Annotated in this window: 19 protein-coding genes and 1 riboswitch; of the genes, 5 read left to right on the forward strand and 14 right to left on the reverse strand. The window is 64.6% G+C overall.

Annotated features, from left to right (window positions below; genetic code table 11):
* Positions 1-91 precede the first annotated feature (91 nt).
* From ABD687_RS13500 to ABD687_RS13510, 3 genes are read left to right on the forward strand one after another with little or no spacing between them, the layout of a single operon-like run.
* Positions 92-1,099, forward strand: coding sequence for a pirin family protein (locus tag ABD687_RS13500; protein WP_310290400.1), 1,008 nt, complete (start codon positions 92-94; stop codon positions 1,097-1,099).
* A gap of 37 nt (positions 1,100-1,136) precedes the next feature.
* Positions 1,137-1,520, forward strand: coding sequence for a ribonuclease E inhibitor RraB (locus ABD687_RS13505; RefSeq protein ID WP_217390719.1), 384 nt, complete (start codon positions 1,137-1,139; stop codon positions 1,518-1,520).
* A 23-nt stretch (positions 1,521-1,543) separates the two neighbouring features.
* A complete protein-coding gene (locus ABD687_RS13510; protein ID WP_302263663.1) occupies positions 1,544-1,876 on the forward strand; it encodes a GNAT family N-acetyltransferase in 333 nt (110 codons plus the stop codon).
* Positions 1,877-1,891: 15 nt separating this feature from the next.
* On the opposite strand, the gene ABD687_RS13515 is transcribed toward ABD687_RS13510, so the two are convergent.
* Entirely contained in the window at positions 1,892-2,083 is a 192-nt protein-coding gene (locus tag ABD687_RS13515) for a helix-hairpin-helix domain-containing protein (protein ID WP_264271132.1), read from the reverse strand.
* A gap of 116 nt (positions 2,084-2,199) precedes the next feature.
* On the opposite strand from ABD687_RS13515, the gene ABD687_RS13520 reads away from it, so the two are divergent.
* A complete protein-coding gene (locus ABD687_RS13520; protein ID WP_217390716.1) occupies positions 2,200-2,637 on the forward strand; it encodes an SRPBCC family protein in 438 nt (145 codons plus the stop codon).
* Here the strand turns inward: ABD687_RS13520 and ABD687_RS13525 are convergent.
* Complete coding sequence (locus ABD687_RS13525) at positions 2,634-3,395, reverse strand: ZIP family metal transporter (protein ID WP_302263661.1); 762 nt, start codon at positions 3,393-3,395, stop codon at positions 2,634-2,636. The genes ABD687_RS13520 and ABD687_RS13525 overlap by 4 nt on opposite strands.
* A gap of 184 nt (positions 3,396-3,579) precedes the next feature.
* Positions 3,580-4,953, reverse strand: coding sequence for a replicative DNA helicase (dnaB, locus tag ABD687_RS13530; RefSeq protein ID WP_217390892.1), 1,374 nt, complete (start codon positions 4,951-4,953; stop codon positions 3,580-3,582).
* 515 nt (positions 4,954-5,468) lie between these two features.
* Between dnaB and ABD687_RS13535 the strand changes: the two genes are divergently transcribed.
* Positions 5,469-5,894, forward strand: a complete 426-nt coding sequence (locus ABD687_RS13535) for a DUF1801 domain-containing protein (RefSeq protein WP_302263660.1) — start codon at positions 5,469-5,471, stop codon at positions 5,892-5,894.
* A 94-nt stretch (positions 5,895-5,988) separates the two neighbouring features.
* Here the strand turns inward: ABD687_RS13535 and ABD687_RS13540 are convergent, their stop codons facing one another.
* The 11 genes from ABD687_RS13540 to ABD687_RS13590 form a co-directional block, all read right to left on the reverse strand.
* Entirely contained in the window at positions 5,989-6,498 is a 510-nt protein-coding gene (locus tag ABD687_RS13540) for a flavin reductase family protein (protein WP_264271128.1), read from the reverse strand.
* Positions 6,499-6,565: 67 nt separating this feature from the next.
* Positions 6,566-6,678, reverse strand: a riboswitch (SAM riboswitch).
* Between the two features lie 243 nt (positions 6,679-6,921).
* The gene (locus ABD687_RS13545) at positions 6,922-7,548 is read right to left on the reverse strand and encodes a dihydrofolate reductase family protein (RefSeq protein ID WP_302263659.1); all 627 of its coding nucleotides are present in this window, start codon (positions 7,546-7,548) and stop codon (positions 6,922-6,924) included.
* Between the two features lie 213 nt (positions 7,549-7,761).
* The gene (gene rplI / locus ABD687_RS13550) at positions 7,762-8,217 is read right to left on the reverse strand and encodes a 50S ribosomal protein L9 (RefSeq protein ID WP_264271126.1); all 456 of its coding nucleotides are present in this window, start codon (positions 8,215-8,217) and stop codon (positions 7,762-7,764) included.
* Between the two features lie 15 nt (positions 8,218-8,232).
* Positions 8,233-8,472, reverse strand: coding sequence for a 30S ribosomal protein S18 (rpsR, locus tag ABD687_RS13555; protein ID WP_007269381.1), 240 nt, complete (start codon positions 8,470-8,472; stop codon positions 8,233-8,235).
* Positions 8,473-8,534: 62 nt separating this feature from the next.
* Positions 8,535-9,128: a single-stranded DNA-binding protein gene (locus ABD687_RS13560; RefSeq protein ID WP_264271125.1), complete on the reverse strand. Its 594-nt coding sequence runs from the start codon at positions 9,126-9,128 to the stop codon at positions 8,535-8,537.
* Positions 9,129-9,172: 44 nt separating this feature from the next.
* Positions 9,173-9,478 (reverse strand): 30S ribosomal protein S6, encoded by a 306-nt coding sequence (gene rpsF, locus ABD687_RS13565; protein WP_071213679.1) that lies wholly within the window; start codon positions 9,476-9,478, stop codon positions 9,173-9,175.
* A gap of 171 nt (positions 9,479-9,649) precedes the next feature.
* Positions 9,650-11,785, reverse strand: coding sequence for an acyltransferase family protein (locus tag ABD687_RS13570; RefSeq protein ID WP_310290370.1), 2,136 nt, complete (start codon positions 11,783-11,785; stop codon positions 9,650-9,652).
* A 74-nt stretch (positions 11,786-11,859) separates the two neighbouring features.
* On the reverse strand, positions 11,860-13,137 hold the full coding sequence (locus ABD687_RS13575; protein WP_310290367.1) for a M18 family aminopeptidase: 1,278 nt from the start codon (positions 13,135-13,137) through the stop codon (positions 11,860-11,862).
* 73 nt (positions 13,138-13,210) lie between these two features.
* On the reverse strand, positions 13,211-13,375 hold the full coding sequence (locus tag ABD687_RS13580) for a hypothetical protein (RefSeq protein WP_264271122.1): 165 nt from the start codon (positions 13,373-13,375) through the stop codon (positions 13,211-13,213).
* A gap of 12 nt (positions 13,376-13,387) precedes the next feature.
* Positions 13,388-14,104: a response regulator gene (locus ABD687_RS13585; RefSeq protein WP_264271121.1), complete on the reverse strand. Its 717-nt coding sequence runs from the start codon at positions 14,102-14,104 to the stop codon at positions 13,388-13,390.
* Between the two features lie 11 nt (positions 14,105-14,115).
* Positions 14,116-15,453, reverse strand: a complete 1,338-nt coding sequence (locus ABD687_RS13590; RefSeq protein ID WP_310290361.1) for a sensor histidine kinase — start codon at positions 15,451-15,453, stop codon at positions 14,116-14,118.
* Positions 15,454-15,459 lie beyond the last annotated feature (6 nt).

Below are 15,459 nucleotides of genomic sequence, written 5' to 3' on the forward strand. Positions count from 1 at the left end.
GCGAGTCCCGCGCCGTGGTGCAGGGCGCGGCACCCGGGGCAGGGCGGGTCGCGGGGGTGCCGAAAAGCGCCCCCGGCACTACGCTGAAGACATGAGTAACCTCGAGGCTGCCCCTGACGAGTTGGTTTGCGGATCGGATGAGGCGCACGCCGGAATCGAGTTGCTTCTCCCGCGCAATGTCCCGCTCGGCGGGCCGCGCGCCATGAATGTGCGTCGCACGCTGCCGCAAAAGCAGCGCAGCCTCATCGGCGCCTGGTGCTTCCTTGACCACTACGGGCCGGATCCGGTGGGTGAATCCGGCGGGATGAAGGTCCCGCGCCACCCGCACACCGGGCTGCAGACGGTCTCCTGGTTGTTTACCGGGGAAATCGAGCATCGCGATTCGGCGGGCTTCCATGCCATGGTGCGCCCCGGCGAGGTGAACCTGATGACCGCTGGCCGCGGGATCAGTCACTCCGAGTTCTCCACCCCCGAAACCACGACGCTGCACGGTGCCCAGCTGTGGGTCGCATTGCCCGATTCCGCGCGGCACATGCCGCCGACCTTCGCCCACTACCGCCCCGAACCGCTGGCCGGCGACGGATGGTATGTCAGCGTCTTCCTGGGCGAGCTGTCCGTGGCCAACGACGGCGGAGCCGACCAACACTCCGAATCCCCCGTCGCCACCCACACCGAATTGCTGGGGGCAGAGATTCGCCTGGAACCCGGCACCAGCATCCGGCTGGCGGTGAAGGCGCACCACGAGCATGGCGTGCTGCTGGATTCGGGTTCCCTTTCCGTGGGGGCCGATGAGCTGCCAGTGGACCATTTGGCCTACCTTCCGCCAGGGAGCCAAGAGCTCACCCTCACCGCGGGAGAGAAGCCGGTGCGCGCGCTGCTCATCGGCGGGGAACCGCTCAACGAGCAGATCCTCATGTGGTGGAACTTCGTGGGCCGCACCCACGATGAAGTGGTCGAATACCGCCGGCAGTGGCAGGCGGAGATCGGTGCAGAATCCGGCGACGCTTCCACCAAGCGCTTCGGGGACTTCCCCGCCGGCGAGCCCGCCGCCCTGCCTGCACCGGCGCTGCCATCGGTGCGGTTGCGGCCCCGCGACTGAGCAAGACGCCAACAAGATGAAGGAGCCGGTGGGCATCGTGTCATTGCAAGAGGAACTGGCCAAGCTGCGCCGGGCCCTGGCCGAACGCGCGGCGCTGGGCGACCAGCTTGATGCCAAGCGCGAGTTGGAGCACTTCGTTTCCTTCCGCGCGTTGCGCGAGATGAACGAGGCCGCCGCCCACTTTGAACGCGCCGGATGGCAAGTCGATCGGACCGAGGGCCAGGATGCCAATTCCCGATACCTGCTGCGCGTCTACCGAGACCAGGCCATCGACGTGGAAAGCGCTGAGCATGCCCTGCGCAACGTGCACGCCATCACCGGCAAGCACGGAGGGACCTACGACGGTTTCGGCGCCATGTTCATCGATGCCCCCGACAGCGAGCCCAGGGGCTTCTTCGGCCGACTTTTTGGAAACCAATGACACCCAAGGGACAGGAACAAGGAATGAGCGAAATCCATGTCGAGCACAGGCCCGAACGCAGTCGCTACGCCCTGCTGGACGGGGAAACGGCGATTGGGGCGGCACACTACCGCGAGCTGGAAACCGCCGGCGGTGTTGAGCGGGTCTTCTTCCACACGGTGGTCGACGAGTCCTACGCAGGACAAGGACTTGCCGGAAAGCTCGCTTCAGCCGCGCTTTCCGACACTGTGGAACAGGGCCACAAGATCGTCCCGGTTTGCCCGTACATCAAGGTCTACCTGACCAAGCACCACGAGTTCGACGCCGAACTGGTGAAGCCCACACCCGAGCACCTGGCGATCCTGCCGAAGGCATGAGCCGCGGCCTGCGGATCAGTCCTCCAGTTCGAGTCCAAGCTCGGTGAGCGCAGCGCGCAGGATTACGATGCCCTTGGGCCCGAAGCCGTGCAGGTCCAAGAGCGCACCGGCGCCGTAAGCAGCGGCCTGCTCGAGAGTCGTGATTCCCGCCCCTTCCAGGGCGCGGGCCGCGGGAGCGGAGATCCTGGGCAAGGGATGGCTGGTCATCTCTCCAGCGTAGCAATGCCCTCCCGCAGGTCGCGGGACTGGCGGACAGGCCAGGAACCCGGAACCTGGCCCACTCAGGCGGTCAAACAGTTGATATGCGTGGATATGCTTCAGGAATGGAATTCACCCAGGAGCTCACCGTCAATGTCCCCCGACCACGTTTCATCGAGCTCTTTGACGACCTCGAGAACCTCAAAGTCTGGCAGGAGGGGCTTATTTCCTTTGAGGCCCTCACCGGCACGCCGGGCCAACCCGGGTCCACGTCCCGGCTGGTCTACAAGCAGGGCAGGGGCACCATGGAGATGGTCGAAACCGTGACACGGCGCGACCTGCCAGAGGCATTCGACGGCGTCTACGACGCAAAGGGAGTGCACAATGTCTGCCGGAACGAATTCCATGATCTCGATGGAACCGCCACACGCTGGGTTGCCCACAATGTCTTTGAGTTCACCGGTTTCATGCGAATCGTGGCATTGCTCTTTGCCCCCATGTTCAGGAAGCAAAACCTGAAGACGATGACCGCCTTCAAGGAGTTTGCCGAAGCCCGCGCCTAAGCGCCGTAATGCAGGATCAGCGCCGTGAGGAAACCAAGCGCAGCAATGAATCCCGTGAGCATGTGCTGTTCCTCAAAGGCCTCGGGGATCATGGTGTCGGCGAGCATCGCCAGAATGCCGCCCGCTGCGATCGCGGTGACCACCGCGATGACCTCGCCCGGGGCGTTGTCGAGAGCCAGGAAGCCGATCATGGCGGCCAGCCCTGAAAGCAGCGCAATACTCCCCCAGATCGCAAAGATCTCTTTCGGCCCCTTGCCCGCACGCTTCATGTCGGCCGTGCTCGCCAGCCCTTCGGGCACGTTGGAAATGAAGATGGCCGCCAGCATGGTCGGGTTGACGGCGGTGCCGGAAAGCAATCCCACACCCAGCACGATGGACTCGGGAATGCCGTCCAGCAATGCTCCGAGGGCTACCGCGGCTCCCCCGTTCGGCGCTGCGCCATCGCGGCTTCCGGCCCTCGTGGCGACCTTGCCCCGGCGTCGGTGTTCGGCTCCGAACCGCACCAGCAGGGAGTTTACGCCGACATAGATGGTGGCTCCGGCCAGGAAACCCATCACCGTGGCCCCCAGTCCGCCGACTTCCTCGGCCTCGACCACAAGTTCAAAGGCGAGGGCGGAAATCAGGACTCCCGCGCCGAACGCCATAACGCTCGAGACGATTTTCCGCGGAATCTCCAACCACCAGGCCGCGGCGGCACCGAGCAGCAGCGCAGACCCGGCGACGGTGCCCCACATCAACGCCTGCATGGACATCAACATGGCGCCACGCTATCGCATAACGACTATTCATGCAGTGATTTCGCGCAACCCATGATCGACGGACAAGCGCTGGACCCACGCACGTGCCTCGGCGGATCGCTTCGGGAACGCCAAACGAAAGCGGGCGGTTGCTCCGCCCCGAAACGGGGAGGGCAACCGCCCGCCGGGCGCCATGCGGTGGGAATTAGCCCATTCCGTCCTGTGCCATGTTGTTGAAGCGCGAGTAGTGGCCTTGGAACGCGACAACGATGGTCTTGGTCGGACCGTTACGGTGCTTGGCCACGATCACGTCCGCCTCGCCGGCACGCGCCGACTCCTTGTCGTAAATGTCCTCACGGTGCAAGAGGATGACCATATCGGCATCCTGCTCGATGGAACCGGACTCGCGGAGGTCGGAGATCATCGGCTTCTTGTCGGTACGCTGCTCCGAACCACGGTTCAGCTGCGACAGCGCGATGACCGGAACGTCGAGCTCCTTGGCCAACAGCTTCAGCGCACGCGAGAATTCGGAGACTTCCTGCTGTCGCGACTCGACCTTTTTGCCCGAGCTCATCAGCTGCAGGTAGTCCAGCACCACGAGCTTGAGGTCGTGCTTCTGCTTAAGCCGGCGGCATTTGGCGCGGATTTCCATCAGCGACATGTTCGGCGAATCGTCGATGAACAGCGGAGCGTCGTTGAGCCTGCCCATCGTGGTGGCGATCTTCGACCATTCTTCGTCCTGGATCGTACCCTTGCGCAGGTTCTGCAGCGCGATGCTCGCCTCGGCCGACAGCAGGCGCATGGCGATTTCGTTGCGTCCCATTTCCAGGGAGAAGAAAACGGAGGTCATGTTGTTCTTAATGGACGCTGACCTGGCAAAATCCAGTGCGAAGGTCGACTTGCCCACCGCGGGACGTGCAGCAATAACGATCATCTGGCCGCCATGCAGCCCCTGGGTCAACTCGTCGAGTTCGAAGATTCCGGTGGGAACACCGATCACGCCCTCGCCGCGGCTGCCGGCGGATTCGATTTCATCGACGGTGCCCTCGATGATGTCGCGCAGCGGGACATAGTCTTCGGCAGTCCTGCGTTCGGCGACCTTGTAGACCTCGGCCTGGGCTTCGTTCACAATGGCGTCGACTTCGCCGTCCTGCGAGTATCCGAGCTGCACGATCTTGGTACCGGCATCAACCAAGCGGCGCAGGACCGCACGTTCGCGAACGATCTCGGCATAGAAGCCGGCGTTGGCAGCGGTGGGCACGGACTGGATGAGCGTGTGCAGGTAGGCCGGACCGCCAATCCGGGTGATCTCGCCGCGCTTGGTCAAAAGGTCCGAGACCGTAACGGCGTCGGCCGGCTCACCGCGGCCGTAGAGGTCGATGATGGCCTCGTAGATGGCCTCGTGCGCCGGGCGATAGAAGTCCAGTCCCCGCAGCACCTCCACGCAGTCCGCGATGGCATCCTTGGACAGCATCATGCCGCCCAGTACGCTTTGCTCGGCTACGAGGTCCTGCGGCGGGGTGCGTCCATAGTCCGATCCATGTGAATCGGAGCTGGTTTCGGTGCTGGCTAGCGACACGGGTTTTTCCCTTCAAGCTGCGCGGGTTCCCAAGTTTTCCGCATCATTACCTATTCAGTGTCTCAAGGAGCACGGACGATTCGTTAGGTTCAAACTCACACGTGCCGTAGGGCACCGCGAACCTGTGGAAATAGGTGGGGAACACTGTCACCATAGACCTGTTTTCCCACAAACCCAACACGGTTATCCACAGGCCGTGTGGATAACCTGTGAACCTTGCGGCGTGTTGTGTGCACAGTCTGGGGAGAACATTGTGGATTACACCAATTTCCTCTCCACAATAAGACTTTGACTAGGCATTATGTAGATCAACCCCTGTGGATACAAAGTATTTATCCACATCCTCTACACGCGGAAAAGTCGGTTATACACACAAAAACCCCGGGATTCCGGGCTTGGATTGGCCACCATTTCATAGTTACCCACAAGCTATCCACAGACACGCCGGAACTTCCCGCGGATCTGGGGATATCGGGGATTGATGGAGATCACCAACGACTGACATACTGGGCCGCATGAGCGCCAACAAGACCGCACCGACAGCCGTTGACCCGGCTCAATTCATATCGGCAGTGTCACACCCGACTAGGCGCGCGGATGCCGAGGTCTTGCTCCGGATGATGGAAGAGGTCAGCGGAGAGCCCGCGGTTATGTGGGGCCCGACAATCGTTGGGTTCGGCAGCTACCACTACAAGTACGAATCGGGGCGCGAAGGGGATGCCAGTGCCATCGGCTTCTCCCCGAGGGCGGCGAACCTTGCCCTCTACGGGCTGACCATTGCACCGACCGCCGGCCCCCTATTGGAGAAATTGGGCAAGTGCAAACGCGGGGCATCGTGCCTCTATGTGAACAAGCTTGCCGACGTCGACCTGGACGTACTCGCCCGGCTTGCCCGTGACGGCTACCGGTACATGACTGGCGTGGTGCACCACTCGTCTTAGGAAAACGTGTTGGCAAAGGCAAAGGGCTCAGTCCCCGTGGCATCGAATCATGGATTCGGTACCACGGAGGCTGAGCCCTCGCATTTCAGGTTCCCTAGGAGACCAGCTGTTCGGCATCCAGGCGACGGAATGCCGAACCGTGGAACACCAGCGGTGAGTGGGCGTTGTCGTGCGTCTGGTGGCCGTGCACGCGCAGCAGCACCACATGGTGGTCGCCTGCAGGAACCTCTTGCTCGACGGAGCAATCGAGCCACAGGGTGGCGTCATGCAGGAACAGCGCACCCTCATCGGTCGAATCAAGACGAAGCCCGGCGAACCTGTCCCCCGACTTTGAAGCGATCTGCCGGCACACGCCCTCGTTCTTTTCGCTGAGCACTGAAACCCCGATCCGCCCGTTGGTGCGCACCAACGGCCAGGTCTTCGAGGTGTTCTGGACAGCAAACATCACCAGCGGCGGATCCATGGAGACGCCAACCGTAAAGGACGAGGCAATGATTCCCTGCGGTTGCCCGTCAACGATGGCGCAGAGTGCGGCAATGCCGGATGGATGCTGGGCAAAGACGTTGCGCAGGGTGTCGGGGGTGAGGTCAGAGGTGAGTGTCATGGTGCTCAATCCTTCGGCTTCGGCCCACCATCGCGGTGCGTGCTACACACGCGCCAACCAACGAGGTGTGCGGTACTTGCCTCCGGGGTTCCGGTAGGCCGAATCATCACCTGGAGCACCCCACTACCGTGAGAGGGTTGCCGGCCAACGGGCCAGGGCCTTACGTTGACACTCTTGATTCTTCACCAACGTTAGAAGAAATAATTACGTCTCGTCAAAGTTTGTTTCGACATACGAAGTCACGAAGAGTAAGAATCGAAGATTGTGCGATCATTTGCCTCGATGGTGCCACAGTTGCCCGAGACGCCCGCATTCGTTCCCGAACGCGTGGACGACAGCTCTGGGGCCGAAGAAGACGATGACATGGCCCGGAATTATGGTTGGCATACGTGCCACAAACGCGGTGGCCGGCACCTCTTCCACCTACGAGAGGTCCGAAACTCCCGTATAAGTCGCATAGGACGCATCGCCGATGCGCTCGTAGACCAGGATGGCAAGCCCGCCCGGGGTGCTCGTGGTGCTGGAGAGCCGAAGTCCTGTGGGTGCGCCTCCCTCCGGGAAGAGTCGCCTTCCATGGCCAAGGACCACCGGCGCCACCACCAGTCGCAGCTCGTCAATCAGCCCCTCGGCGAGCAATGAAGCGGCAAGCCTGGCGCTCCCGTGGATCTGCAGCTCCTTGCCGGGGCGCGCCTTGAGGTCGGCAACCCGGGTCGCCACGTCACCGGAGAGGATGGTGGTTGGATCCCAGGTTCCCTCGCCAAGCGTTTGCGAGGCCACGTACTTGGGCAGGGAGTTCATGAGCACCGTGAAGGGGTCGTCCGGGTCGGTGATTTGCGGCCAGTCCCTGGCAAATGCCTCATAGGTGCGGCGGCCAAGCAGCAGCCCGTCCGCTTCGCCGAGCCATTGCGCGGCCTGTTCGATGAAGGCCTCGTCCATGTGCGGGACGAACCATCCGCCCTGGGTGAATCCGTCGGTGGTGTCTTCCTCGGGAGACCCGGGGCCTTGCGACACCCCGTCGAGACTCACAAACTCCGTTAATACCAGCTTCATGACCGCGCCTTCTCGCTTGTTTGGCTGCCCTTTCCCGGGATTCGACGTGGCAGTCCATCCAGGAGGGCACTGCCCCATTTGGCCAAGCTACTCGACGGGAACGCCCGGCGCCAGACCCGATGCACCAGAGGAGGCCTTAAACCACTATGGACCCCGCCGAGGGCGGGGTCCACAGTGGTTTGCCGTCACACAAGACGGCGGGTGCACAAGGAATTACTTCTTTGCGGCAACAACCTGCAGTGAAACGGTTGCGGAGACATCGGTGTGCAGACGCACGGTCGCGGTGTAGTTACCCGTCGACTTGATGTGGTCGTTGATCTCGATGTTGCGCTTGTCGATCGCGCCAACGCCGGCGGCTGCAACAGCCTTGGCGATGTCGTCGGTCTTCACGGTGCCGAAGAGGCGACCGGTAGCGCCGGCCTTGACGGTCAGCTTGACCGGCTTGGCGGAAAGCGAAGCGGCAAGTGCCTTGGCGTCTTCCAGGGAAGCAACGGCGCGAGCAGCACGGGCGGCCTTGATCGACTCAACCTGCTTCTCACCGCCCTTGGTCCAGGTGATGCCAAAGGCGCGCGGGAGAAGGTAGTTACGTGCGTAACCGTCCTTCACCTCAACGATGTCGCCTGCGGCACCGAGGCCGGTAACTTCGTGGGTCAGAATGAGCTTTGCCATGTTGGTATACCTTCCTTAGCCGCGGCCAGCGCCGGAGTAAGGCAGCAAGGCTACTTCACGCGCGTTCTTGATGGCCTGTGCGATCTTGCGCTGTTCCTGTACGGAAACACCGGTAACGCGACGGGCGCGGATCTTTCCGCGATCGGAAATGAACTTGCGCAGCAATGCTACGTCCTTGTAGTCGATGACAGTGATGTCAGCGGCCTTCAAGGGGTTGGACTTTGGTTTGGGCTTACGGAGTTCAGCCTTAGCCATCGTGGAGCTCCTTTATCAGGTGGAGCCCGCAGAATTTTCTGCGGGATGGTGAATAATTTTGTTTAGAAGGGTGGTTCGTCGGAACCCGGGTTGCCCCATCCGCCGTTGTTTCCTCCGGCAGGAGCACCCCATGGATCGTTCGCCGGTGCATTCCAGCCGCCGCCGGAGTTTCCGCCAGCGTTGCCGCCACCGAATCCACCGCCGCCGCCTTGGTTGCCACCGCTGAAGCCGCCGGCATTTGCGCCTGCGTTCTGTTGGCCACCAAAGCCACCACCACCGCCGGCGCCGGAGCGCTGGGTGCGGGTGACCTTTGCGGAAGCGTAACGCAGCGACGGGCCGATTTCATCGACCTCAAGCTCGGTGACGTTACGCTTTTCGCCTTCCTTTGTTTCGTAGGAACGCGACTTGAGGCGGCCCTGGGCGATGACGCGCATGCCCTTGGTCAACGTCTCGGCGACGTTTTCGGCAGCCTCACGCCACACCGACGCACGGAGGAACAGCGTGTCGCCGTCCTTCCATTCATTGGTCTGGCGGTCGAAGGTTCGCGGGGTCGAAGCAATGGTGAAGTTCGCCACTGCCGATCCTGACGGGGTGAAACGCAGTTCCGGGTCAGCGGTCAAATTACCAATAACCGTAATGACTGTCTCGCCTGCCATTGGAGCCTCCTAAAGTGTTGTTCTACGAAGATCGAAGAGCAGAATTACTCTGCAACGACCTTTGCCTCTTCCGGGCGGGTGATCTTGGTGCGCATGATGGTCTCATTGAGGCCCAGCTGGCGATCAAGCTCTGCGGAAGTAGCGGGGGTGGCGGTGAAGTTAACTACCGCGTAAATGGCCTCATTCTTCTTCTGAATGTCGTAGGCCAGGCGGCGACGGCCCCAGATGTCAACGTTCTCGATGGTTCCACCATCGTTACGGACAACATCGAGGAACTTACCGAGGGTTGGTTCAACGGTTCGCTCGTCGACCTCGGGGTCGATCAGCACCATCAATTCATAAGCACGCATGTGAACCCACCTCCTTTGGGCTAAACGGTCACGGCATTTCCGCAACAGGAGGTTCTTTGCATTTGCTGTCGCCACAACCCGATTGCCGGGCGCGGCAGAAACAGCCTCAACCATTCTAGCGGAAAATCACTGCCGCGCCCGACTACGCCGGGTGCGGTGCATCACCCGGGCTCACCGCTCGGGGTCGATAAGCCCGTCGGCGCGAAGCAACGCCTCAAGCCGTTCGCCGAAGACCGGGGCCAGCGTCCGTACATAGGTGTCAGAGACATGGTGCTTGTCCCGGTATACCAACACGTTCCCGATGACGGCGGGGCAGAATCCGTCAGCGCAGAACTGGTCGGAGAAATCCAGCACCCCCGCACGTGGCTCCAACCCGGCCGCGGCCAGCGTGTAGTCATTGGCCTCAAAGGCCTCGGACACCGGGGCGCCGCAGGTGGCAAGTTCGTCCGGGTTCTGCGCCACGCAGTCCCGTGCATAGGACTTCGTTCCGGGTCGCGGGGTGTCGATGATCGGGTAGACCCGGATGCCGGCGTCCTCGAGCTTGCCCCAATACTCGGCGAAACCCTCTGCGGCCCCCTTTTCGAAGGTGGCCCCGGCCCAGTGGCTGGTCAACACCGCGTCCACGTCCCCGCGTTCCAGGATGCGCTCCAGCGTGTCCTCGTTTGCCTGGTGGCAGGAAATGCTGCCGTCGGCCTCGGCGGTGCGCTTGGTGGCGTTGAACGGGCAGGAGTTCTTCAGGTAGGTCAGCAGTGTCCAGCCCTGCTCCTTGGCGGTCTCTTCCATCGCCCGGTACCAATGCGTGGCATGCGAGTCGCCCACCAGGGCCACGGTCAGGGATCCGTCCTTGGCGCCCTTGGCGCATTCGACGGTGATAGGTGACTTCGGTTTTTGCACGCACTCTCCCAGGTCGGGCAGGTCGTGCTCTGCGTCGGCGGGGACCGGGACGATCTGTTTTTGGCCCTCCAGGTAGGCGGGGGCACCGGCCGGGACCGACGCCGCGCCAAACCCTGCCGGAGGGGCGGCCAGCAGGGTGGCGACAGCGCGTTCCTGTGCTGCGATCTCGCGCTCGGCCAGCGTCCCGGGGGCCACCGCGAGTGCCGCGACCAGGACCAGGGCGGCCGCACCGGCACCCAGTGCACGCCAGTTCGAGGCGGCGAGCGGGGCCAGGGTCCGCACCGGGGTTTCGATCCAGCGGTGGCTGGCACCTGCAAGCAGCAGCGAAAGGACCAGCAACCCGATGCTCTGGGCGGGTCCCGGCTCGTCCTCGGCGAAGAACAGGAAGAAGGTGAGCGCAGGCCAGTGCCAGAGGTACAGCGAGTAGGACACGTTGCCCACCCATTGCACCGCGGGCAGTTCCAGGAGTTTTTGCGGGGCCAGGACTCCACTGGTCTGGCCGGCCAGGATCACCGCCAGGGTTCCGGCGACCGGCAGCGCTGCCGACAGCCCAGGGAAGGGTGTGCCGGCATCGAAACCGAAGGCTGCCGCCGCGATGGCTGCAAAGCCGCCCCAGGCCAGCGTCGTCCGCACGCCGGGGACATCGAGCCATCGAGCGCCGCGTGCCGCCAGCCCGGGTTCGGGCGGGGCGAGCAGCAGCGCCAACAGGCCACCGGCGGCCATTTCCCAGACGCGGGCGGGGGTGATGAAGTAGGCCGCAGGATTTCCCGAACCCACCAGCCCCATCGAGTAGGCCAGCGAGGCGATGATGACGATGCCGAAGACCAGCAGGAGAGCGGTGCGGGGAAGGCCGCCGCTGGTTTCCCGGCGGCCGACGCGTTCCCGGGCCCCGATGCCACGCAGGGACCGGGCCACCCATACGGCCAGCAGCACCAGCAACGGCCAGACGAGGTAGAACTGCTCCTCCACCCCCAGGGACCAGAAATGTTGCAGCGCGGTGGGCTCTGCATCGGCGGCAAGGTAGTCCACGGCGTCGGCGGCCAGCACCCAGTTCTCCACCGAGAATGCCGAGGCAAGGGCCGCGGTGCCCACGGTCTTCCACTGCGTGGCCGGCAGGAAGGCCATGGTGGCAGCCAGCACCGCGAGGATCACCGCGAACGCGGCGGGCAGGATCCGCCGGACCCGGGCCGCCCAGAAGCCCGGCAGGTCAATGCGGCCGGTCTTGCGGACCTCGCGCAGCAGGTGCCCGGTGATCAGGAAACCGGAGATCGCGAAAAACACGTCGACGCCGATGAAACCGCCCGGGACCAGGCGTGGTTCGAGGTGGTAGGCCACGACCAGCAGCACGGCCACGGCGCGCAGCGACTGGACCTCGGGCAGGAAACGGCGTGGTGGCTTCGGCTCGGCAATCATGTCCGCGAGCAAAGCACGGACCGGTTAACAGCGGGTAACCACCCGGTGTTAACCGCGCGCTTCCCGGCGAACTCTCAGGCTGCGAAGAACGCCTCGGAGATTTTCGCCAGGCGCAGCGGATCGGCCACGCCGCACATCTCGCGCGCCGAGTGCATCGACAGCAACGGGATCCCCACATCCACCGTGCGGATGCCCAGCCTGGTGGCGGTCAGCGGGCCGATGGTCGACCCGCACGGCATCTGGTTGTTGGACACGAATTCCTGGTACGGGACATCTGCCTGCGCGCACAACCTGGCGAAGAGCGCGGCTCCCACCGCGTCGGTGGCGTAGCGCTGGTTGGCGTTGATCTTCAGCAGCGGACCGGCCCCCAGCAGCGGGCGGTTGGCCGGATCGTGGCGTCCCGGGTAGTTCGGGTGCACCGAGTGCCCGGCATCGGCCGAGAGGCAGACCGAGTCGGAGTAGGCGCGGTTGCGGTCCTGGGTGTCGGCGCCCAGTCCGTGCCCGATGCGTTCGAGGACATCCTGCAGAAACGGGCCGGACGCACCGGAGCGCGAGGCCGAGCCGATCTCCTCGTGGTCGAAGGCGGCGAGCACGGCGATGTGCTCGCCGGTGCCCGCTGCCGCGTGGTGCACCAGGGCGGTGAGCGAGGCGTGCACGGAGGAGAGGTTGTCCAGGCGCCCGGAAGCGAAGAACTCGTTGGAGCCCCCGAAGACCTCGCCGCGCTGCGCATCGGCGACCACCACGTCATAGCCGCCGATTTCCGCCGCATCCACGCCGGCCGATTCGGCCAGCACCGCCAGCACGTCGGCCTCTGCCGGGTTCCCGATCCCCCACACCGGGTTCATGTGCTGTTGTTTATCCAGGGTGAGACCGTCGTTCACGGTCCGGTCCAGGTGGATGGCCAGCTGCGGGAAGCGCAGCATCGGAGCGGTGCGCGCCAGCGCCTCCGTTCCGTCAAGCAGCACCAGGCGTCCGGCGAGCAGCAGCTCGCGGTCCAGCCAGGAATTCAGCAGCGGGCCACCGTAGACCTCCACTCCCGCCTGCAGCCATCCGTGGGCCCCGGTGGTGGGCTTGGGCTTGAGCTTGAAGGAGGGCGAATCGGTGTGTGAGCCCACGATGTGGAAACCGGTGGTTGCGGTGGCGTCGACGGGCTGCACCCAGGCGATGATCGCCCCGTCGCGCAGCACGTAGTGCCCGCCGGGGCCCGGCTCCCAGGCCTCGGACTCCGAGAGCTCGGTGAAGCCGGCCGCGGCCAGCCGGCGCGCCGCCTCGGCGGCGGCATGGAAGGAGGACGGCGAGGCGGCGACGAAGGCGGACAGGTCGTTGATGTGCTCGATGGCTGCGCTGGACATTCAAGGTTCCCTTGGACTCGTGGGCGTGCGGGTGTGGTGCGCGGGCCGGACCGGGGTGGGCGGCCGGGGCACCCTAGGTGCGGGTGCGGAGCAGTGCCACCACGAGGGCGCCGACCCCAAGGACGATGCTAGCCCAACCGGGAACGGGCAGGGCGAAGAGCGTGAGCAGGAAGGCCCCGAGGACCCCCAGCACCACGGCCAGCAGCAGCCAGGGGCTGCGCAGGAATTCCGAGTTCATGGTCGCTTGTCCTTAGTAGTCCAGGCCCTGGCTGGGGATGACCAGCCCGGTCTCGTAGGCGTAGACCACTGCCTGCACGCGGTCGCGCAGGTGCAGCTTGGTCAGGATTCGGCGCACGTGGGTCTTCACCGTGGCCTCGGAAAGGAAGAAGCGGTGCGCGATCTCTGCGTTGGACAGCCCCTCGGCCATGGCCCCAAGCACCTCCAGCTCGCGCGGGGTCAGGTCCCCCAGCAGCGGGTCGCGTTCCGGTGCCGGGGCGCTGGAACGGTTCGGGGCACCGTCGCGCACGTAGGTTTCCAGCAGCCGGGCGGTGACCCGGGGGGCCACCACCGCGTCGCCGGAGGCCACCAGGCGCACCGCATTCACCAGTTCCTCGGGTGCCACGTCCTTGAGCAGGAAGGCGCTGGCCCCGGCCTGCAGCCCGGAAAAGGCGTATTCGTCCAGGTCGAAGGTGGTCAGGATGATGATCTTCGCCTCGGGCAGTTCACGCACGATGCGGGCGGTGGCCTCGATGCCGTCCATGGTGGGCATGCGCACGTCCATGAGCACCACGTCGGGCTTTAGCTTGATGGCCTGCCGCACGCCGTCGGCCCCGTCGGAGGCCTCCCCGAGGATCTCGAGGTCGTCCTCGCCCTCAAGGATGAGCCGGAAGCCCATGCGCAGCAGCGGTTGGTCATCGACCAGCAGCACCCCGATGCGGGCGGAGGAGGTGGAAGTGGTTTCGGACATGGGTGTTGTTCTCACGTTCCTTGGTGTTGGGACTTGGGGGTCGGGCGCTTGGCCTGGGACGTCGCGGGGTCCCCGGAACATGGGGTCTGGTGCGGCAGTTTGAGCCTGGCCACGACCGACCAGCCGCCGCGGGATGCGGGCCCGGCGTGCAGCGTGCCATCGAAGAGTGCCGCGCGCTCCTTCATGCCGCGGATGCCCTGGGCCGATCCGATCATCTCGCGACGCGCTTCCTGCTGCGTGCCGTCGTCGTGGATCCGCACCGTGACATCGTCGCGCAGCCGGTGCACGGTGACCTCCACCGCGCTCACGTTGCGCCCATAGCGCAGCACATTGGTCAGGGATTCCTGGATGATGCGGTGGACGGTGAGCTGGAAGGTCGCGTCGTCCGGCAGGGCGGGACCGGACTGGGTGTAGCGCAGCGGCAGGCCGGCCACCTGGAAGCCTGCCAGCATCTCTTCGAGGGATCCGCCTGCGGGCTGCGGTTCCAGCGAGACCCCGTCCCCGGTGCGCAGCACCCCGATGACCCGCCGCATGTCGGCCAGGGCGCGGCGCCCGGTGCCGGAGAGCTCGCCCAGAACCTCCCCGGCCCGCGCCGGGTCGCGCTTGAGCACCACCGCTGCACCGTCGGACAGGGCGATCATCACCGAAAGCGAATGCGCGACCACGTCGTGCATCTCGCGGGCAATGCGGGTGCGTTCGCGCACCTGGGCCAGGGTCTGGACCCGCTTGGCCCAGTTGTCCAGCTCGGCCTCGTGCAGCCGGTTGTTGCGCACCGCAGCACCGATGGCCACTGCCGCGGCATTGGTGCCCAGCAGGAACGCCAGGGACAGCGTGATCGTCAGGGTGCGTCCGCCGATTTCGGCCAGGGCAGCCTGGTCCTCCGGGGAATCGGTGAACATGGACGGCAGCCCCAGCATGACGAAAACCAGCCCCTGCAGGGCGGTGATCAGTACGGTGAGCGCGAACATGCGCCGGGCGGCATATTTGGTGGATGCCGCATACAGTGCGATCCACAGCCCGGCGCTGCCGCCGAAATACGAGGAGTCGAGCAGGGTCGCGACGGTCTCGAAGAGCACCACCACGATCAGCACGAACATGGGCCGGCTGCGGCGAAAGAACAGCGAGGCGCCGGTGAGCGCGAGCAACCCGAGGGTTGGCCAGTGGGACGCCAGCGCCGCCTCGGCCAGGCTCGGCCCGGTCAGCAGCAGGTACAGCAGCACCACGGCGGTGTCGACCAGTAGCGGCCGGCGGCGCATGAATCCGCGCAGCGGTCCGATGCGCTGTGCCGAGATCTCGGCAAGGCTCGCCTCCGGGTCCCCGGAGTCGAGCGGCGCCGTGTTTTCACTCATGTCCCT

The organism is Paeniglutamicibacter sulfureus (assembly GCF_039535115.1).
GTDB classification, from domain to species: Bacteria; Actinomycetota; Actinomycetes; order Actinomycetales; family Micrococcaceae; genus Paeniglutamicibacter; species Paeniglutamicibacter sulfureus.